Source organism: Promicromonospora sp. NPDC090134, assembly GCF_044746965.1.
Classification (GTDB): domain Bacteria; phylum Actinomycetota; class Actinomycetes; order Actinomycetales; family Cellulomonadaceae; genus Promicromonospora.
On sequence record NZ_JBIVCZ010000007.1, the window covers coordinates 276,971 to 295,992 of the forward strand.

Sequence of the window (19,022 nt, forward strand, 5' to 3'; positions counted from 1 at the left end):
CCTCGGGTAGGTTGCGCGCATGACTGAGCAGGTCGGGCACATCGCGGTGCTCGTGAACCCCGCCTCGGGCAACGGTGTCGGGGCGGACAGCGGGCACGTCGCCGTCGAACGCCTGCGGGCCCGGGGCGCGCACGTCAAGGTCTACCAGGGCGCGGACGAGCGCGAGACCGTCGCGCTCGGGCGGCAGGCCGTCGGCGAGCGGCCCGACGTCGTCGTCGTGGTCGGCGGCGACGGCACGGTCTCGTCGGTGCTGGGGCCCGTGCTGACCTCGGGCACCCCGCTGGCCGTGATCCCCGGCGGCACGGGCAACGACCTGGCGCGCGAGCACGGCATCCCGCTGGACGACGCCGCGGCCGCCGCCGACCTCGTGCTCGACGGCGCGCGCCGCCGGGTCGACACGGGCACCGTCACGGCCGCCGACGGCACCGTGCGGCGCTTCGTCACCGTGCTGTGCGCCGGCCTGGACTCGCTGACCAACGAGCGCACCAACCGCATGACGTGGCCCCGGGGGCCTGCCCGGTACCTGGCCGCCGTCTACCTCGAGTGGCTGCGGCTGCGGCGGTTCGGGTACCGGCTGGAGCTGACGGGGGAGCCGGGCGCGCCGGCGCCGGGCGTGCGCGTGCTGGAGCAGGACGGGTACATGCTCGCGATCGGCCTGACCAGGACCTACGGCGGCGGCGTGCCGATCTGTCCCGGCGCGGACCCGGCCGACGGCCTGCTCGACGTCACCCTCGTGCAGGCGATGGGCCGGTTCCGGCTCCTCGCCTTCGACTCGCTCATCAAGGCCGGCACGCACGTCGACCGGCCGGAGGTCACGACGCTGCGGGCGTCCGCCGTCCGCCTGGCGGCCCCGGCGGGCCTGGTCACCTACGCGGACGGCGAGCCGATGGGCCCGGCCCCGGTGACGATCGAGGCCCACCGCAGGTCGCTCACCCTCTGCGTCCCGGCCTGACCGGGTCTGACCGAATCTGTTCCGGGCCGACCCGGGCCGCGGCCGACCCGGGTCGCAGCCGGGGTCTTCTTCTTCGAGGCCCGGCTTTCTTCGCTTTGCGGCCGCTCAAAGCGAAGAAAGCCGGGCCTCGAAGGGGATGGCAGACGGCAGGTCCCGCTCGGCCGCGACGGTGTGACCCGGGTCACCGTCCGCCGGCGTCACGTCCGGCGGGCGGGCGGTGTCTGGATGGGATCACTCGTCTCGTGGAACGGAGTCCGATCATGTCCAGCTCGCCGAGCCCCAGCACCCCGGAACGCAGCATCAGTACCCGGGTCAGCCCCGTGCCGCCAAGAACCCTGACCAACCGCGCCATGGCCGCGTTCTCCCGGTGGCGGTACGGCGCCGTGCTCGACCCGCTGGTCGCCGTCGGGCACCACGGGAAGGTGACCCGCACGTACGCCCTGACCGAGCTCGGCGTCGGCGGCTGGAAGTCGCTCGACCCGGGCCTGAGGTCGCTGGCCGTCATGGCCGCGTCCGTCCAGATCGGCTGCACGTGGTGCGTGGACTTCGGGTACTGGGAGGCGCAGCATCAGCACATGGACCCCGTGAAGCTGCACGACGTCCCCGTCTGGCGCACGAGCGAGCACTTCACCGACCTGGAGCGCGACGTGCTGGCGCTCGCGGAGGCCGAGACGGCCACGCCGCCCATCGTCGACGACGCCCTCGCCGCCCGCCTGACCGAAGCCCTGGGCACCGAGGCATTCACCGAGCTCGTCGCGATCGTGGCGGTCGAGAACCTGCGCAGCCGGATCAACGCGGCGATGGGTCTGAGCAGCCAGGGCTTCAGCGACCGGTGCGAGGTACCGATGGGCGGTCCGCTCGCCCAGGTGGGCGAGGCCTAGTGCCGGACGACGCCGCGCCCGGGCCCGCACCCGAACCCGGCCCCGCGACCGCGGCCGCGACCGCGGCCGGCGACCTCACCCAGGCCTTCACCGAGCACCGCCGCCTGCTGTTCACCGTCGCCTACGAGATGCTCGGCGCGGCCGCCGACGCCGAGGACGTGGTGCAGGAGGCCTGGCTGCGCTGGTCGGCGAAGGACCGCTCGGACGTCCTGGACCCGCGGGCCTACCTGGTGCGGGTCACCACGCGCCTCGCGCTGAACCGGCTGCGCACGCTGCGTCGGGCGCGCGAGACGTACGTGGGGCCGTGGCTGCCCGACCCGATCCTCACCACGCCCGACGCCGCCCTCCCGGTCGAGCGGGCCGAGGAGGTCTCGCTGGCGCTGCTCGTGGTGCTGGAGACGCTGTCGCCGGTGGAGCGCGCCGTGTTCGTGCTGCGCGAGGTGTTCGACCTGTCGTACCAGGAGATCGCCGGGGCGCTCGACCGCGAGGTCGCCACCGTGCGGCAGACCGCCCACCGGGCCCGCGAGCACGTGCGGGCGCGGCGGCCGCGGTACACGCCCGCCGGTCCCCAGCACGCCGAGGCCACGCAGCGGTTCCTGACGGCGTGCTTCACCGGCGACGTCGCGGGTGTGCTCGCCGCGCTCGCCCCGGAGGTGGAGCTCGTGACCGACGGCGGCGGCGTCGTCCGCGCCGCGCGCCGGGTCATCCGCGGCGCCGACAAGGTCTCGCGCGCCCTGGTCGCCTTCGCCGGCGACACGACGGTGGGCCGCATGGAGTGGGTCCCCGTGGAGATCAACGGGGCGTCGGGCATGCTCGCCCTGCTCGACGGCGCGCCCGCCATCGCGACCGTCGCCGAGTACGGAACCGGCGACCACGACGGCCTGCTGGCGCGCGTCATGGTGTTCCGCAACCCCGAGCGCCTGGCCGGGCTGCGCCGGCAGCCCGGCTGAGCCCCTGCCGGGCCACGAAGTCTCGCGAGGGTCAGACCCCCGCGAGGTCTCCCGCCACCAGGCTCAGCTCCCGGCGGGCGTGCGGCGGCACCACCTCGCCCGGGATGCTCAGCCCGACGGCCCACGACGTGTCGTCACCCGGGCGACGCGGGACGAGATGGGCGGCGCAGGCGATGTCGTTGCGGAACTCCCCGTGCTCCTCGACCACGCCGTCGGGGCGCAGGCGGGCGAGCTGGGCGTCCAGCGAGATCATGTCGGCCGCGGTCCGCGTGGTGAACTTGCGCATCCCGGCGTCGACCACCAGCTCGTGGCGCTCGCGACGGGACATGCCGAGCAGCAGGGCCTTGCCGAGCGCGGTGGCGTGCGCGGAGACGTCGAGCCCGCGCTCCAGGTCCTCGATGTACGGGGAGCCGGGGGCCTCCGCGTAGTCGACCACGACCACCCGGCCGGCGCTGATGCGGCCCAGGTACGCGCTGTAGCCGCTGCTCTGCGCGAGGTGGCGCAGCACCTCACGGGTGTCGGGGCCGCGGCCGAGCGAGCCGAGCTGCTCGTAGAACCGGTGGCTCACCTGCTCGCCGACGTCGTAGGTGCCGTCCTTGAGCCGGGTCACGTAGCCCTCGTAGGCGAGCGTGCGCACGAGGTGGTACGTGGTGGAGAGGTTGAGCCCGCTGCGCCGCGCGATCGCCTTGACGGGCAGGCCCGGGAAGCGGGTGACGACCTCGAGGACGCGGAAGGCGCGCGCGACGCTCTGGACCAGGTCGTCCGGGCGCTCGCGCTCGGAGTCCAGTGTCACGTGTCCCCCTTGATCGTCGGAGGAGGCCGACGGAACCTGTGTGACGGTGCCTTTTCGACGGTGCCCGGTCGAGGGTGAACGTGATCTGGCAGGTCTCGACACGGTGGTTCGAGGGTGCGACAGTTTGTCTGCCCTCGCAGACATGGTAGCCATGGGTGTGGCCAAGGTCACGGTACAAAACAGCAACGCGGGTGGGTTCACCCTGGGCGATCGCGGACGACTGCACAGATACGGTGAATCAATGAAAATACACGATTTGGTATATATCCGACAAGTCTTCCAGACTCGTCCCGCCCGTCGACACCGGCCGGAGCCGTCCGGCGAGAGGGTCCGCGACCGTGCTCGATGACCTGCGCGACACCCAGGACCGTCCGTGGCGGGGCACCCGGCCGCTGCAGCTCGGTGCCGTCACGCACCTGAAGCCGCTGGTCCAGGCGTCGGGGCTGGCCGACCCGCGCGAGTTCTACGACGAGCTCGGCGCGCAGTGGGGCGAGGTGGCCCCGGTCGAGCTGGAGCCCGGGGTGTCCGCGTGGCTCGTCATGGGGCAGCGGCTCGTGTACGACATCATGCGCAACGAGCACGTGTTCGCCACCGACCCGCAGCTCTGGAACGGGCACGCGCGCGGCGGGCTGCCGCGGACGTCGGGCCTGCGCCCCGTGCTCCCGTCGCACCAGCGCTTCTCCGCCAACCACGCCGACGGCGCGCTGCGGCAGCGCCTGCGCGTCCCCCTCGACGACGCGTTCGAGCAGCTCTCCGAGCCGCTCACGGCGGCGAAGGTGCGCTCCATCTGCAACCTGCTCATCGACCGCTTCGAGGACCGCGGCCGCGCCGACCTCATGCTGGAGTACGCGTCGGTGATCCCGCTCCTCGTGGTCGCCGACATGATCGGCTTCGACCCGGAGGACGGGCAGCGCCTGTTCGACCTGACGCGCCGCATGGCCGGGGGCGGCACCGACGCCGCCGACGCCGTGCACGAGCTGGACCGGATGCTCGGCGACCTCGTGGCGGTGCGCCGGGAGCACCCGCGGCGCGACCTGGCGAGCTCGCTGGTGGCCCACCCGAACATGCGGGACGACGTCGAGGTCAGCCACACCCTGCTCACCGTGGCCTACTCGGGCAACCTGACGCTGACCGCCTGGGTGGCGCAGACCCTGCTGCTGACCCTGGCGGACGCGCGGTTCTCGGGGCGGCTGCACGGCGGCCGCATCGACCTGGACAGCGCGATGGACGAGGTGCTGTGGCGCTCCACGCCGACGATCCACAGCCTGCCCCGGTTCGCCCGGCAGGACGTGGTGCTGGACGACAAGCTCGTCGCGGCGGGCGACCCGCTCGTCCTGGCGATCCACGCGGCGAACACGGACCCGCGGATGGACACGGGCGACCCGTGGGACCACGTCGGCAGCCGGGCCCACGTCTCCTTCGGCACCGGCCCGCACGCGTGCCCGGCGCCGCGCACGGCGCGCGTGGTCGCGCGGATCGCCGTCGAGACGGTGCTGCGCCGGCTGGAGGTCGTCCTGCGGATCCCCGCCGCCGAGGTCACGTGGGACCGGACGCTCTGGATCCGGCAGCCGGTGAGCATCCCGGTCACGTTCCCCGTGCCCGTCGAGAAGGCAGGGCCGGCCGGGCAGGCATAGCACGCCACCCCTGGGCAGGTGGTAGTGCCCGGACGAGGGGTCCCGGAGGTAGGTTGCGCCTGTGAGCAAGGAGGGTCACATGCGCATCGGCATACCGGACGACGGCGGGCCGCTCGTGCCCGCCACCCCCGCGACCACCGGCCGGCTGGTCGGCCTGGGCTACGACGTGGCCGTGGCGGCGGGCGCGGGCGCGGGGGCGGGCTTCCCCGACGCCGCGTACACGGCCGCGGGAGCCGCCGTCGTGCCCGACGCCGAGGCGTGGGCCGCCGACGTCGTGGCGGTCACCCGCGCGCCGGACGACCTCACCGCACCCGGCCCGGCGGCGCTGCGGCCCGGGGCGGTGCTGATCGCCCAGATCGCGCCCGCCGCCCGGCCGGACCTGGTGCGGGGGCTCGCGGCCCGGGGCGTCACCGCCCTGGCGCTCGACGCCGTGCCGCGCATCTCCCGCGCGCAGTCGCTCGACGTGCTCAGCGCGCTGTCGAACGTGGCGGGGTACCGGGCCGTGGTCGAGGCCGCCGCCGAGTTCGGCGGCATGTTCTCCGGCCAGGTCACGGCGGCGGGCACCACCCCGCCCGCGAACGTCTTCGTCATCGGCGCCGGCGTGGCCGGGCTCGCGGCCATCGGCGCGGCGGGCAGCCTGGGCGCGCAGGTGCGCGCCTTCGACGTGCGCCCCGAGGTGGCGGAGCAGATCGAGTCCATGGGCGCCACGGTGGTCCGGGCCGATGACGCCGCGCAGCAGGTCAGCGCCGACGGGTACGCCCAGGCCCTGACCGCCCGCCAGGGGGCGGCGGCCCTGCGCGCGTACGCCGTCGAGACGGCCGCGGCCGACATCGTCGTCACCACGGCGCTCGTGCGCGGGACCGCGCCCACCACGATCACGGCCGAGATGGTCGCGCGCATGCGGCCCGGCAGCGTGGTCGTCGACCTCGCGGCGCCCGGCGGCGGCAACTGCGAGCTGACCGTGCCGGGTCAGCGGGTGGTCAGCGACAACGGCGTCGTCGTGCTCGGGTACACGGACCTGCCCGACCGCATGCCCCGGCACACCTCGGAGCTGCTCGGCACGGCCGTCGCCAACCTGGTCCAGCTCGGCACCCCGGAGCGGGACGGCCGCCTCGCGCTCGACCCGGACGACGTCGTGGTGCGCGGGATGACCGTGGCCGCGGGCGGCGAGGTGCTGTGGCCGCCGCCCCCGGTGGCCGTGTCGGCGCCTGTCGCGCCCGCGCCGTCGGGCGAGGAACCGGGCGAGCCCACCGAGACCTCGGCCCGCCCGGCCCCGGTAGCGGGCGGGGCGCGCCCCGCGCCGTCGTTCGCGCGCGGCGTGCTCGTCGCCCTCGCCGCCGTGCTGGCGGCGCTGGCCGTGGCGGCCTCGCCGCCGGACCAGGCGGCCCACTTCACCGTGCTCGCGCTTGCCGTCGTGGTCGGGTTCTACGTGATCTCGCACGTCAGCCACGCCCTGCACACCCCGCTCATGTCCCAGACCAACGCGATCTCCGGGATCATCCTGGTGGGCGGGATGCTCCAGATCGGGTCGGCGGACCCGGTGGTGACCACGCTGGCCGTGCTGGCCTCGGCGGTCGCGAGCATCAACATCTTCGGCGGATTCCTGGTGACCCACCGCATGCTCGGCATGTTCCACCACAGCCCGGGCGAGGGGGAGGGCAGATGAGCGTCGAGTCGGTGGTCCAGGCGGTGTACCTGGTGGCGGCGGTCCTGTTCGTGCTGTCGCTGGCCGGGCTGTCGAAGCAGGAGACAGCGCGCCGCGGCGTGCTGCTCGGCATGACCGGCATGGGGCTCGCGCTGGTGGCGACGGTCGCGCTGGCCCTGGACCGGTCCGAGCGGCCGGTGGGCGTGACGGCCGGGCTGATCCTGCTGGTCCTCCTGGTGGGCGCGGCGGTCGGCACCTGGCGGGCGCGGACCGTCGAGATGACCCAGATGCCCGAGCTCATCGCGCTGCTGCACTCGTTCGTGGGCGCGGCGGCCGTGCTGGTGGGTTTCGGCTCCTACCTGACCGATCCCGGGTCGGGCGGGGCCTCCGGCGGGGCGGACGGCGCCGGGGCGGGTGCCACCGTGCACCTGGTGGAGGTCTTCCTGGGCGTGCTGATCGGCGCCGTGACGTTCACGGGATCGATCGTGGCCTTCGGCAAGCTGTCGGCCCGGCTCCGCTCCTCGCCCCTGCTGCTGCCGGGCCGCAACTGGCTCAACCTCGCCGCCGTCGTGGCCTGCGCGGCGCTGCTCTGGTGGTTCCTCACGGCCGGCGAGGCGGGCCTGGCGCCGCTGCTGCTCATGACCGTGGTCGCACTGGCCCTCGGCTGGCACCTGGTCGCGGCGATCGGCGGCGGCGACATGCCCGTCGTCGTCTCGATGCTCAACTCCTACTCGGGGTGGGCGGCCGCGGCCGCGGGGTTCATGCTGGGCAACGACCTGCTCATCATCACGGGCGCGCTGGTCGGATCCTCGGGTGCGATCCTCAGCTACCTCATGTGCCGCGCGATGAACCGGTCGTTCGTCAGCGTGATCCTGGGCGGGTTCGGCGCGGAGACCGGCGTCGTCGCGCAGGGGGCGCCGGCCGAGCAGGGCACCTACCGGGAGACGACGGCGCTGGAGGTCGCCGACCGCCTGACCGCCGCCCGGTCGGTGATCGTGGTGCCCGGCTACGGCATGGCCGTGGCGAAGGCCCAGTATCCGGTCGCGGACCTCGTCGCCCGGCTCACGGCGCGCGGCACCACGGTGCGGTTCGGCATCCACCCCGTGGCCGGCCGGCTGCCGGGCCACATGAACGTGCTGCTCGCCGAGGCGAAGGTGCCCTACGACCAGGTGCTGGGCATGGACGAGATCAACGACGACTTCGCCGCGACCGACGTCGTGCTGGTGATCGGCGCCAACGACACGGTGAACCCGGCCGCCCAGGACGACCCGGGCTCGCCCATCGCGGGCATGCCGGTGCTGGAGGTGTGGCAGGCTCGGGAGGTGGTGGTCTTCAAGCGGTCGATGGCCACGGGCTACGCGGGCGTGCAGAACCCGTTGTTCTTCCGCGAGAACACCGCCATGCTGTTCGGGGACGCGAAGGACCAGGTGGAACTGATCGTCCAGGCCCTCTGACGGCGTCGGGCACCCCGCCCCGGCCTGGGTCTTTTGCATTCTGGTGGTCATGTGTGGGTGAATTGAGGGTGACGCGCTCACACCGCGCGGTAACGAGTTGGTATAAAGGGGCGCGCCAGGAAAGTCCGGCGCAGTCCCTCAGTGCGGAGGCCGAGTGTTGACACGCTCTCTCGTGACCGGAACGGCCGCGATCGTGGGGTTCCTGGTGCTTGTGGCGACCACCGAGCTCTTCTGGTTCGGGCCTCCTTCCGGCGCGCACAACGCCGGCGAGATCTTCGCCTCCGTGGGTGGCGCCGCTCTCACCGTCCTCACCTGGGCGGTCGTCGGCTGGTCCGTCGCCCGCATCGCCCGCGCCCTGCGGCTGGCCCGCATCTCCGTGCTCGTCGGCATGGTGGCCCCGGTCGGCGCGATCATCGCCTTCACCCTCTCGGTCGACCTGGACGCGTGGTCCACCGGCTTCGGCGTGCTGGCGTTCGCGGCGGCGTCCGCCGGCGTGCTGGTGACGATCCGCCGCCGCAAGGCGGCCCGGCCCACCGCGATCCCCGGGTCGAAGGGGCACCCTCCGGTGCGGATGGCCGCGTGAGCGACGCGCCGGTCGCGGTGGTCGGCCCGGGTGCGATCGGCGGTCTCATGGCAGCCCTCATGCAGCGCGCGGGGCACGACGTCACGGTCGTCGCGCGCGAGCGGACCGCCGCGCACATCGCCGAGCACGGGCTCGACGTGGTCTCCGACCTGTTCGGGAGCTGGCACGCGCCCCTGCCGGCGTCCACCACGGTGCCGCCGGGCGCCCGCGTGCTGGTCGCGGTCAAGGCGGACGGCGTGGCCGCCGCCGCGGACCTGCTGCGCGCCGCGGACCCGGTCGAGGTGATCGCGCTGCTCAACGGCGTGGAGCACATGGTGCCGCTGCGTGCGGCGGCCCCCGGGGCGGCCGTGTTCGGCGCGACCATCGCCGGCCAGACGCGGCGCACGCCCGCCGAGGGCCCCGGCCCGGCGACGGTCACCCACTCGTTCGACCTGCTGACCGTCGTGGTGCCCGACGCCGCCGCCGACCTCGGCCTGACCGCCGCCCTCCGGGACACCGGGGCCGTGCTGCAGACCGGCGGCACCGAGGCCGAGGTGCTCTGGAAGAAGCTGCGGTTCCTCGCCGCGCTGTCGCTGCTGACCTCCACGTGGAAGACCGGGATCGCCGACGCCCTGGACCGCGACCCGGCACTCACCGCCGGGCTCCTGGACGAGATCGCCGCCGTCGCCTCCGCCGAGGGTGTGCCCTCCACGGGCGCGGACCTGCGCGGCCTGCTGGCCGGGATGCCGCCGCTGACCGTCGGCTCGCTGGAGGCCGACCTGTCGGCGGGGCGGCCGGGCGAGCTCGACGCGATCGGCGGTGCGATCCTGCGCGCGGGTGCGCGGCACGGGATCGTGATGCCGGTGCTCACCGCGACGGTGGACAAGCTGGCGGCGTCGGTCGGCCGTTAGGTCGGGCCGCCGTCCTCCCCTTCGAGGCCCGGGTTTCTCCGCTCTCGAGGCCTCGAAAGCGGAGAAACCCGGGCCTCAGAGGCGAGGGTCACCAGAACCGGACCGGCAGCCGGTGCCGCGCGTACACGCTCTCGACCGCCGCGCGCACCTGCGCGGGGGTGCCCAGCCGCTCGTCGTCCAGCCCGAGCACCGCCAGGGTCGCGATGCCGTTGTGCTCGGACCACCAGGAGTCCAGGCCGCCGCGCATCTGCCGCAGCCGCCCGCGCGTGAGCCCCTGCGTCACACCCCGCATGAGCACGCTGGAGGCGGGCGTGCCGAGCGGCGCGGCGAACGCCGTCGGCAGCCGGCCCAGGTTGGAGGCCAGGCACAGCGGCGCGGTGCCGTCGCGCGCCGCCCGCTTGGCGACGGCGTCGGGCACCATCTGCATGAGCGGCTTGAGCGGGCTCAGGGTGTCCACCCGGGTGCCGGAGGTCAGGGCCGCGAACTCGGCCTTGGACCGGGCCCGGATCTGCGCCATGTCGGCCACGACGCCGGCCCGCTCGGGTGCGGGTGTCACGGTGGTGTCCACCGCGATGGACACCCCGGACGTCGCGTTGGACCGCAGGTCGCCCGGCTGCCGCAGGCTGACAGGGAGCGACACGCGCACCGGCATGCCCGCCCGCGCGGCGCCCGCGGCGAGCAGGATCTCCGTGCACACGGCGATGAGCAGGCTGTTCGCCGTGCCGCCCGCGGCGTGCGCCGCGCGGTGCCAGGTGGAGGCGTCCGTGTCCACGACGACGATCGGCGGGTGGGCGGGCTCGGCGTCGTCGGGCCGCGGGGCGGGCCGGGGCCGGTCCGCGGACTGCTGCGCCATCAGCGGCGGCACCGGGCCCTGCCGCGCCATCCTGCGCAGGCCGCCCACGGCGGCGCGCGCCTGGTCCGTCGCGTCGCGCAGGTCGGCCACGAGGCCCGTGCGGATGCGCTCGCCCTCCTTGGGCAGGCGGCGGCCGTCGGACGACGGCGCGCCCTCGGCGTACCCGCCCGCGAAGGCGCCCCGGGCCGCGGCGGCGGCGACGGCCGCCTCCAGGGCGCCCACGTGCATCCCGCCGTCGGCCACCACGTGCGAGGTGAGGAGGCTGAGCAGGCTCCCGCCGCTCGTCGTCGGCGCGGCGGACAGCGCCCAGGTCGGGCCACGCTCCGGGTCCAGGCTCACCTGGGCCTGCTCGTCCGCCCAGGCGAGCACGTAGGCCTCGGGCACCGGCGCGGACCCGATGAGCAGGTCGGGCAGCGTGGTGGACGCCGACCACCGGGCGCGGGCGCCCGGGAGCCGCCCGGGCCGCACCACGCGCTGCAGCGGACCCTCGGCCAGGCCGCGGTGCAGGGCGCGCAGCGCGTCGACGTCCAGCGGCGCGGGCAGCCGCCAGACCGTCTGGTTGACCACGGCCACGCCGAGCACCCGGCGGGTGCGCAGGAAGAGGTCGTCGTCGTAGGTCAGGCGGTTGCTCGCGGCGGGGGACCCGGTGGTCGGCGTGAGGTTCGGCGGGGTGGCGGGTGGGCTGGTCACAGGGCTGGTCACTGGTTCTCCGGTGCCGGGCGGGCGGGTGGTCGGCGGGCGTGTAGGTTGCGCGCGTGCGTCATGTCATGGCCCTGGTGGGCAGTCGAGGAGATGTCCAGCCGGCCCTCGCGGTCGCCCTGGAGCTGCGCCGGCGCGGGCACGAGGTGGTCACCGGCGTGGCGCCGAACCTCGTGCCGCTGGCCGGCCGGCTGGGCCTGGACCCGGTGCCGCTGGGCATCGACTCCGCGGCGCTCCTGGGGTCCGACCTGGTGCGGCGCGACATGCGGTCCGCGCACCCGGTGCGCCGGGTGCGCGCGCTGCGCGCCGTGGCGTCGGCCGGCTGGGACGGGCTGCGTACCGGGCTGCTGGCGCTGCTCGACGACGTGGGCGGCGCGGACACCGTGGTGACCGGCCTGCTGGGCCAGGAGCTGGCCGCCGCGGTGGCCGAGCGGCGCGGCCTGGCCATGGCGGCGCTGCACTACTGCCCGGTGCGGGCCAACCGCGTGGTGTCGCCGGTGAGCGGCGTGCGCGGCCCGGGTGCGACGCGAGCCGTCTGGGCGCTGGGGGAGCGGGTGCGCTGGGGCCTGACCCGCCGGGCGGAGAACGCCCAGCGCGCCGAGCTCGGGCTCGGCGGCACGCGCGTGCACCTGCCCACCCGCCTGCGCGACGCCGGGGTCGTGGAGATCCAGGCCTACGACCCGGCGCTCGCGCCCGGGCTGGCCGACGAGTGGGGTCCGCGCCGTCCGCTGACGGGTTTCCTCGCGCTGGACGCCGCCGCCCGGGCGCGCCTCGGGGAGGCCGGCGCCGGGTCGGGCGGCAGCCTCGACGGGCTCGACGCGGGCCTCGACGCCTGGCTGGACGACGGCGAGCCGCCCGTCTACGTGGGCTTCGGCTCCATGCCCGTGGCGGACCCGGCCGCGCTGCTCGCCGCCGTCGACGCCGCGTGCGCCGACCTCGGGGTGCGGGCGCTGGTCAGCGCGGGCTGGAACGACTTCTCGGGCGCGGCCGGTCCCGGCGGTCCGGGCGGCGCGGCCGGGCCGGGCGGCTCCGGCGGATCCGGGCCGGACGGGAAGCGCGTGCGCGTGGTCGGCGCCGTCGACCACGCGGCGGTGCTGCCCCGCTGCCGCGCGGCCGTGCACCACGGGGGTGCAGGGACGACGGCGGCGGCGCTGCGCGCGGGCCTGCCCGCCGTCGTCGGCTGGTACTCCGCGGACCAGCCGATGTGGGGCGACCTGCTGCGCGGCGCGGGGGTCGGGGTGGCCCGCCGCGCGAGCACCCTGACGCAGCCCGGCGTGCTCGCCGGGGCGCTGGCCGAGGTGCTCGACGACGCCACCGCGGCCCGCGCCGCCGCGCTCGGGGCGCGGCTGGTGCCCCCGGACGAGGCGGTCGCGGCGGCGGCGGACGCGATCACCGGCGACTGAGCCCCGCCCTCTCACCACGGGGCCGCCGGCAGCTTCCAGGCCTCGGCCTCGGCCAGCACCAGGCGGCGCAGGGCGTCGGCGTCGGTCACACGGTCGGGGTCGAGGGCGGCGACGCTGAGCGTCGTCGTGCGGCCCGCCGTGGTGCAGAACGCGACCAGCCCCCCACCGGCGGCGCGCAGCTCGGCGGCGGACGCGCCCTGGTAGTGCGACAGCGTGGCCACGGCGCGGACCGGGCCGCCCGCCGCCTGCGTGTAGCCCTCGGGCGGGCGGCCCAGGTTGGACGCCAGCGCGGCGGCGACCGGCGGCTGCGGCAGGCGGCTGACCAGGGTGTCCGGCAGCATCTGCACCAGCTCGAGCGGCACCGGGGCCACCCCGGGCTCCGCCTGCCCGACGGCGGTGTACGCCTCCTTGGCGGCCGCCCGGACCCAGCCGAGGTCGCGGTGCGCCAGCACGTCGGCCGGGATGGTGACGCGGGCGATCTTGGTCGAGTTGGCCCGCGGGTCGTCGGCGCCGCGGGTCGAGACGGGCAGCGCGACGGGCACGGGCTCGCCCGGGAACCGGCCGGTGGCGTGCACCAGGCGGGCGAGGAACGCGACGAACCAGGTGTTGGGCGTGCCGCCGTGCGCGGCGGCGGCCTGGGTCACCTGGTCGGCCGGGAGCTCGACGTGCAGCACGGGCACGCGCCAGCCGGCGTCGTCGGCGGGCGCGGGGGCCAGGGCTTCCGTGCCGGGGGCCGGGGGGCCGCCGGGCGCGGGTTCGCCCGGCGGGGGCGGCACGGGCTCGTGCCGGGTGCCCGGCGCGGCGGCGGCCTCGATCTGCGGGGCGGCCTCCTGGGCGGCGGCCTGCGCCTTCGCCCGGGCCTTGTCCCGGGCCCAGCGCGCGACGGCGGCGGCCTGGGCCGCGGCGTCGGCGGCGTCCGCGAGCAGCGCGCGCCGGCCGCGCTCGGGCGCGGGGACGACGATGGGCTCGGCGTGCGTCGCGGCGCGCACCACGGCGTCGATGAGGGCGGCGCCGTCGGCGACGGCGTGCGCGCAGGTGAGCGAGACCACCGACCCGACGACGGTCCCGGCGCCGCCGGCGCCCGGGCGGCCCGCGATGTCCGCGGCGGAGATCCGCCAGGAGAGGCCCCGGGCCGGATCGAGCGACACGTCGGCCTGGGCCTGCGCCCAGACGCCGACGCCGCCCTCGGGCACGGGCGCCGTCTGGAGGTCCAGCACCGGCAGGGTGCCCGCGGGCGCCCAGCGGTGCCGTGCGCCGGGCACGCGGGCGCGCACCACGCGCCGGTGCAGGGACCCGGCGGCGAGGCGTTCGGCCAGGTCACGCAGACGATCGGCGTCGAAGGGGCCGTCGAGGCGCCACAGCACCTGGTTCACGGCAGGGCTCGCGCCGCCGTCGTGCCGGCGCAGGAACATGTCGTCGGCGAACTGCAGGCGCAGTGCGGGTGGCGGGTCCGTCACGCTCGTCTCTCCGGTCGGTTCGCGGTCCCGGAGGGACCGTGGGCTTTCAGCAACCCGACCATACCGGGCATTACGGGGGGACTAACTTTCACCCGGTGAATCCGGTATAAAGGTCGCCGCAAGGGGACCGCGGAACTCGTCCGACGTCGTGCTGGCCGTGCCCACAGACCGATCGAGGGACCCGACCGCATGGAATACACCGAGCTTTCGGCCTACGACCTGCCCGCCGGGGTCGTGACGTCCTGGACGCCGCGGGCCGACGCCGGACGCTGGCAGCAGGACCCGCGCGACCTCTCGCCGGGGCACGAGGCGCACCTGCGCGACTCGGAGCCGGGCTCCTGGATCGGCTCGGTGCTGCGGGTTCCCGGGCCCTACGAGCCGGAGCCGCTGCGCCGCGCCGTCCACGCCTGGATGAGCCGCCACGAGGTGCTGCGCACCACCGTGACCCGCGACGCCGGCGCGGGCTGGCGGCGCGTGACGGCCCCGGCCGAGGCCGTCGCCGTCCGCGACCTCGTGGTCGGCCACCTGACCGCCGCGCAGGTCACGGCACTGCTGCCCAGCCTGCTCGCCGACGTCTCGCCGACCGCCTGGCCGCACTGCGTCCTGGCCAGCGTCGTGCCGGACCAGCCGGCCGACGGCTTCGTGCTCGCGTTCGGCGCCGACCACTCGGTCATGGACGCCTACTCCCAGCTCCTGTGGTTCGAGGAGATCGTCTCGCTGTACGACGCCGCCCGCCGGGGCGTGCCGGACGCCGAGCTGCGCGCGCTGGAGGTGGGCTCCCACGTGGACTTCTCCGCCGAGGACCGCAAGCTCGCCATGACGCTCGCCGCCGACGGCGAGCCCGTGCACCGCTGGCTCGACTTCCTCGGGCCGGGCGCCACGTTCCCCCGCTACGGCGCCGACGGCGTCACGCACCCGGCCGCCGACGCCGCCGAGGCGGCCCGCCCGCAGGCCTCCCGTTCCGCGTGGCTCGCCACCGTCGACCAGACCGACGACCTGAGCGCCCGCAGCCGGGCGCGCGGCGCGTCCGCCCAGTCCGGCGTGCTGGCCGCGTTCGCGCACGCCGCGCGGCGGGTGCACGGGATCGACCGGCTCCGGTTCGTGCTGCCCATGCACACCCGGTACGCGCCGCAGCACGCTGCCGCCGTCGGCTGGTACGTGGGCCTGTGCCCCGTCGATCTCGACCTGGACGGCGTGGACCCCGTGCTGCGCGAGGTCGACGCGGGCGGGATCGGCGCGAAGCGGGTGGTCGACGGCACCGCGCTGACCGCGGCCGTCGAGCGCGTGCACGCCGCGGTCGCGGCCGGCAAGCCCCTGGTGCGGTACTCGTTCGCGCGCATCGCGGAGCTGGGCGGCATCACCGACGGCCCGCACCTCGCCGTCTCGTACGTGGACACGCGGTTCGTGCCCGGGGCCGAGCGCTGGAGCGACTGGGACGCCCGCACCCTGCGCAGTCCCGCGTACGGCACCGACGAGCTCTACCTGTGGTTCCTGCGCACCCACGACGGCCTCAACGTCTCCACCCGCTACCCGGACACGCCCGAGGCGCACGTCGCGATGGACGCCCTGATCGAGGAGCTGCGCGCCTGCTTCCGGGCCTTCGGCACCGCGGGCCTGAGCGAGGCGGTCGCATGATCCTCAGCGCCCTGGGCACCTGGTCCCCGCGCGCCGGGCAGGTGGTGCACGTGCGGCCCACTGCGGCGGCGCTCGCCGCGGCCCGGCAGGCGCCGGTGGACCCCGGACCCCCGTCGTTCCTGCAGGGCGACCACCTGCGCGCCTTCGCGGCGCGCCGGGCCTCCGGCGGCCGGCACCGCGCGTGGACCGGCACCGCGTCCCACCTGGACGGGCCGTTCGACGGCGCCGCCCTGGCCCGGGCCCTGACCCGGTTCGTGCGGCGGCACGAGGGCCTGCGCACCTGGTTCGACGTCGACGCCTGCGCCGAGGGCGGCGCGGCGGTGCGGCACCTGGTCCCCGCGGGCGCCGTCGGCTTCGCGCCCGTGGACGTGCCCGCCCTCTCGCCGGTGCCCGGCCTGCCGTGGGACGAGTGGGTGACCGGGCACCTGAACGCGACCTTCGACGCCGCGTGCCGCCCCGACTCCTGGGCGCCGTTCGCGCTCGGCGCCGTCGTGACCGACGACGGGTTCGGGCTGTTCTGGGGCTGCGACCACGCGTTCACGGACGGCGGGTCGCAGCTCATGGTGCTGAGCGAGATCGAGGAGCTGTACGGGCAGGAGCTCGCGGCCGCGGCGGACGACGGCGGGACCGGACCCGCGCTCCCCGAACCCCCGCCGACCGCCGGGTCCTTCCTGGACCACGCCCGGGCCGAGCACGAGCTCGCCGCGGCGACCCCGGCGGACGCGCCCCAGATCAGCGCCTGGTCCGACGCCGTGACCGCGCACGGCGGCCGCCTGCCGCAGTTCGTGCTGGACCTCGGCCTGCCGCCCGGCGAGACCGCTCCCGTGAAGATCCGCTCCGCGACCCTGCTCGACGCCGACGGCCTCGCGCGCATCGACGCGCTCGCCGCCGTGCACGGCGCCCGGTTCACCGGAGCGGTGTTCGCCGGGATCGCGCTCACGGACGCCCGGCTGACCGGCGCGTCCGACTGGTTCGGCGTCACCGTGGTCGGCACGCGCGGCCCCGGCTTCGAGACCACGCAGGGCTGGCTGTGCAACTTCGCGCCGGTCGCGTTCCCGGTGCCCGACGGCGGAGGCCCGGCGTCGTTCGCGACCGCCCTGCCCGTCGCCGACGCGGCGTTCCGCCAGGCCAGGAAGGTGGCGGAGGTGCCGGTGCACGCCGCGCTCGGCGTCATGCTGGCCGGCGGCGTGCTCGACCCCGCCTCCCTCGGCAGCCCGCAGCTCATCAGCTATCTCGACCTGCGGCGGTTCCCCGGCGTCGGGCGGCCCGCCTACGACAACGGCCTGCACTTCACGGGAGAGGGCCGCACCGCGAACGCGTCGCTGTGGGTCAACCGCGACCACGAGCGGCTGTACGTCGTCACGCAGACGCCGGACACACCGGCGGCGCAGGCCGCCGTCGACCGCTACCTCGCAGAGCTGACGGCGACGTTCGCGGCCGCCGTCGCCGAGGCGGACACCGTGCGGGACGCGCGGCTGGAGGCGACCGGTGCGGGTCCTCTCGGCTGACCTCTGGGAGCCGGCGCCGGGCCGGGTCGTCACCTGGGACGTCACGCCCGGGGTGGGACGCCGTCCGGCTGCGGCGGCGCCGACCTGGAACCAGCGCAACCACCTCCTCGGGGCCGGTTCCGGCGAGCCGAGCGTGTGGATCACCGCCGCGTTCGACGTCGACGGGCCGATCGATCCCGGGGCGCTGGAGGCCGCCTTCCGCGATCTCGTGGCCGACCACCCGGGCCTGCGGGTCGAGGCGGTCCGCCGTCCCGCGCCCGAGCAGGTGGGCCTCGTGCGGCACGACCCGGACGGCCTGGTCTGGCGGCGGCACGACGGCCCGGTCACGCGCACGGTCGCGGAGACCCGCGAGCACCTGGCGACCGAGCTCACCCGGCGCTGCGCGCCGTTCGGCTACCCGGCGTTCCTGCCCGCCGCGATCAGCCGCCCGGGCCGGTCGACGATCGTGCTGGGCATGGACCACCTGCACACCGACGCCTGGTCCACCACCGTCGTGATCGACGAGCTGGCCGCCCGGTACGCCGAGCGCACGGGTGGCAGGTCCGACACGGGCGGGACCGGGCGGGCCGCCGGCCCGGGCCGAGCGGCAGGACTGCCCGCAGTCGCCGCGGCCGAGATCATCGCCGACCCGGTCTCGGCGGATCGTGCGGTCCTGGCGTCCGGGGCCGACCGGGCGCCCGCCGGACCGCCGTCCGGCGACACGGCCGGCCCACCGCCCGTCGGCGCCGACGACCCGCGCCTCGCGACCTGGCACGGTTTCCTCCGCGACCGTGGCTGGGCGCTGCCCACGTTCCCGCTGCCGCTCGGCGTGCCCGACGGCGAGCGGGTGCCGCAGCGCACCGTCGTGCGCCCGCTGGCCGACGCCGCGACCGCGGACGCCGTCGCGGCGCGCGCCCGGGCGGCCGGCGCGTCGACGTCGGCGGCCGTGCTGGTCACGCTGGCCGGAGCGGTCGCGGACCTGGGCGGGCCCGCCGTCCTGGAGACCCTGCTGCCGGTGCACACCCGCGACGACGCGGCGGCCCGCGGCGCCGTCGGCTGGCACACCACGACGGTGCCGCTGCGCATCGACTCCGGCGCCGGGGACACTCCCGCGGGGGTTCGGCCCTGGGCCGTGCCTGCGGGCCCCGCCGTCCGGCCCGCGGTGCCGGACACCGCGCTGGCCGCGACCGGCAAGGCCCTCCGGGCCGCGCGTGAGCTGGCCGCGGTGCCGCTGGAGCAGGTGGTGACGTCGCTGCCCCAGCCGCTGCGGTTCCCGCGGACGGACATCTTCCAGGTGTCGTACCTGGACTACCGCCGCCTGCCGGGGCACGCCGCGGCCGCCGGGCGGCGCGCCCACCACGTGTCGGCCGCCACCCGCGCCGACGACCTGCAGGTCTGGGTCTCCCGCACCGAGGACGGCATCGCCGTCCGCGCCCGCATGCCCCGCACCCCGACGGCGGCCGACACGGTCGACGCCGTGCTGGACCGCTGGTCGGACCTCCTGACGGCCCTGCCCCCGACACCGCTGCCCCCGACCGACCGCCGGCCCGCCGACGAGCCGCCCGAACCCGCCCGAACGTAGGAGTAGTGGGGGGCCCCCGGGGGGGGGGGCGCGCGCACCGCCGCAAGGGGGTCCGGATCGCGCACGGGCCGGCCGGCGGCGCGCCCCGCGGCGGGAACCGCCGCGCCGGGGGGGGGCGCGGGCG

Annotated in this window: 15 protein-coding genes; 12 read left to right on the forward strand and 3 right to left on the reverse strand. The window is 76.3% G+C overall.

Going from position 1 to position 19,022, the window contains the following annotated elements; all coding sequences use genetic code 11:
• Positions 1-19 precede the first annotated feature (19 nt).
• The 3 genes from ACIPN7_RS20155 (at position 20) to sigJ (ending at position 2,783) form a co-directional block, all read left to right on the forward strand.
• The gene (locus tag ACIPN7_RS20155; RefSeq protein WP_400546248.1) at positions 20-952 is read left to right on the forward strand and encodes a diacylglycerol kinase family protein; all 933 of its coding nucleotides are present in this window, start codon (positions 20-22) and stop codon (positions 950-952) included.
• A 260-nt stretch (positions 953-1,212) separates the two neighbouring features.
• A complete protein-coding gene (locus ACIPN7_RS20160; RefSeq protein ID WP_400546251.1) occupies positions 1,213-1,833 on the forward strand; it encodes a carboxymuconolactone decarboxylase family protein in 621 nt (206 codons plus the stop codon).
• Complete coding sequence (sigJ, locus tag ACIPN7_RS20165) at positions 1,833-2,783, forward strand: RNA polymerase sigma factor SigJ (RefSeq protein ID WP_400546254.1); 951 nt, start codon at positions 1,833-1,835, stop codon at positions 2,781-2,783. The genes ACIPN7_RS20160 and sigJ overlap by 1 nt, the downstream gene beginning before the upstream one ends.
• A gap of 31 nt (positions 2,784-2,814) precedes the next feature.
• Here sigJ and ACIPN7_RS20170 read toward each other — a convergent pair whose 3' ends face one another.
• Positions 2,815-3,576 (reverse strand): IclR family transcriptional regulator, encoded by a 762-nt coding sequence (locus ACIPN7_RS20170; protein ID WP_400546257.1) that lies wholly within the window; start codon positions 3,574-3,576, stop codon positions 2,815-2,817.
• 338 nt (positions 3,577-3,914) lie between these two features.
• Between ACIPN7_RS20170 and ACIPN7_RS20175 the strand changes: the two genes are divergently transcribed.
• The 5 genes from ACIPN7_RS20175 to ACIPN7_RS20195 all read left to right on the forward strand — a co-directional run bounded on the left by ACIPN7_RS20175 (position 3,915) and on the right by ACIPN7_RS20195 (position 9,782).
• Entirely contained in the window at positions 3,915-5,210 is a 1,296-nt protein-coding gene (locus ACIPN7_RS20175; protein WP_400546260.1) for a cytochrome P450, read from the forward strand.
• Positions 5,211-5,289: 79 nt separating this feature from the next.
• The gene (locus ACIPN7_RS20180; RefSeq protein WP_400546263.1) at positions 5,290-6,876 is read left to right on the forward strand and encodes a Re/Si-specific NAD(P)(+) transhydrogenase subunit alpha; all 1,587 of its coding nucleotides are present in this window, start codon (positions 5,290-5,292) and stop codon (positions 6,874-6,876) included.
• Positions 6,873-8,309 (forward strand): Re/Si-specific NAD(P)(+) transhydrogenase subunit beta, encoded by a 1,437-nt coding sequence (gene pntB, locus ACIPN7_RS20185; protein ID WP_400546266.1) that lies wholly within the window; start codon positions 6,873-6,875, stop codon positions 8,307-8,309. The genes ACIPN7_RS20180 and pntB overlap by 4 nt, the downstream gene beginning before the upstream one ends.
• A 172-nt stretch (positions 8,310-8,481) precedes the next feature.
• Positions 8,482-8,892, forward strand: coding sequence for a hypothetical protein (locus ACIPN7_RS20190; RefSeq protein WP_400546269.1), 411 nt, complete (start codon positions 8,482-8,484; stop codon positions 8,890-8,892).
• Positions 8,889-9,782: a ketopantoate reductase family protein gene (locus tag ACIPN7_RS20195; protein WP_400546272.1), complete on the forward strand. Its 894-nt coding sequence runs from the start codon at positions 8,889-8,891 to the stop codon at positions 9,780-9,782. The genes ACIPN7_RS20190 and ACIPN7_RS20195 overlap by 4 nt, the downstream gene beginning before the upstream one ends.
• A gap of 88 nt (positions 9,783-9,870) precedes the next feature.
• Here ACIPN7_RS20195 and ACIPN7_RS20200 read toward each other — a convergent pair whose 3' ends face one another.
• On the reverse strand, positions 9,871-11,337 hold the full coding sequence (locus ACIPN7_RS20200; RefSeq protein ID WP_400546275.1) for a hypothetical protein: 1,467 nt from the start codon (positions 11,335-11,337) through the stop codon (positions 9,871-9,873).
• Positions 11,338-11,390: 53 nt separating this feature from the next.
• On the opposite strand from ACIPN7_RS20200, the gene ACIPN7_RS20205 reads away from it, so the two are divergent.
• Positions 11,391-12,737, forward strand: coding sequence for a glycosyltransferase (locus ACIPN7_RS20205; RefSeq protein WP_400546278.1), 1,347 nt, complete (start codon positions 11,391-11,393; stop codon positions 12,735-12,737).
• Between the two features lie 11 nt (positions 12,738-12,748).
• Here ACIPN7_RS20205 and ACIPN7_RS20210 read toward each other — a convergent pair whose 3' ends face one another.
• The gene (locus ACIPN7_RS20210) at positions 12,749-14,194 is read right to left on the reverse strand and encodes a hypothetical protein (RefSeq protein ID WP_400546281.1); all 1,446 of its coding nucleotides are present in this window, start codon (positions 14,192-14,194) and stop codon (positions 12,749-12,751) included.
• 189 nt (positions 14,195-14,383) lie between these two features.
• Between ACIPN7_RS20210 and ACIPN7_RS20215 the strand changes: the two genes are divergently transcribed.
• The 3 genes from ACIPN7_RS20215 to ACIPN7_RS20225 are packed head-to-tail and all read left to right on the forward strand — an operon-like array spanning position 14,384 to position 18,898.
• Complete coding sequence (locus tag ACIPN7_RS20215; protein WP_400546284.1) at positions 14,384-15,829, forward strand: condensation domain-containing protein; 1,446 nt, start codon at positions 14,384-14,386, stop codon at positions 15,827-15,829.
• Positions 15,826-17,337 (forward strand): hypothetical protein, encoded by a 1,512-nt coding sequence (locus tag ACIPN7_RS20220; RefSeq protein ID WP_400546287.1) that lies wholly within the window; start codon positions 15,826-15,828, stop codon positions 17,335-17,337. Before ACIPN7_RS20215 ends, ACIPN7_RS20220 begins: the two co-directional genes overlap by 4 nt.
• Positions 17,318-18,898: a hypothetical protein gene (locus ACIPN7_RS20225; protein ID WP_400546290.1), complete on the forward strand. Its 1,581-nt coding sequence runs from the start codon at positions 17,318-17,320 to the stop codon at positions 18,896-18,898. Before ACIPN7_RS20220 ends, ACIPN7_RS20225 begins: the two co-directional genes overlap by 20 nt.
• Positions 18,899-19,022: the final 124 nt, after the last annotated feature.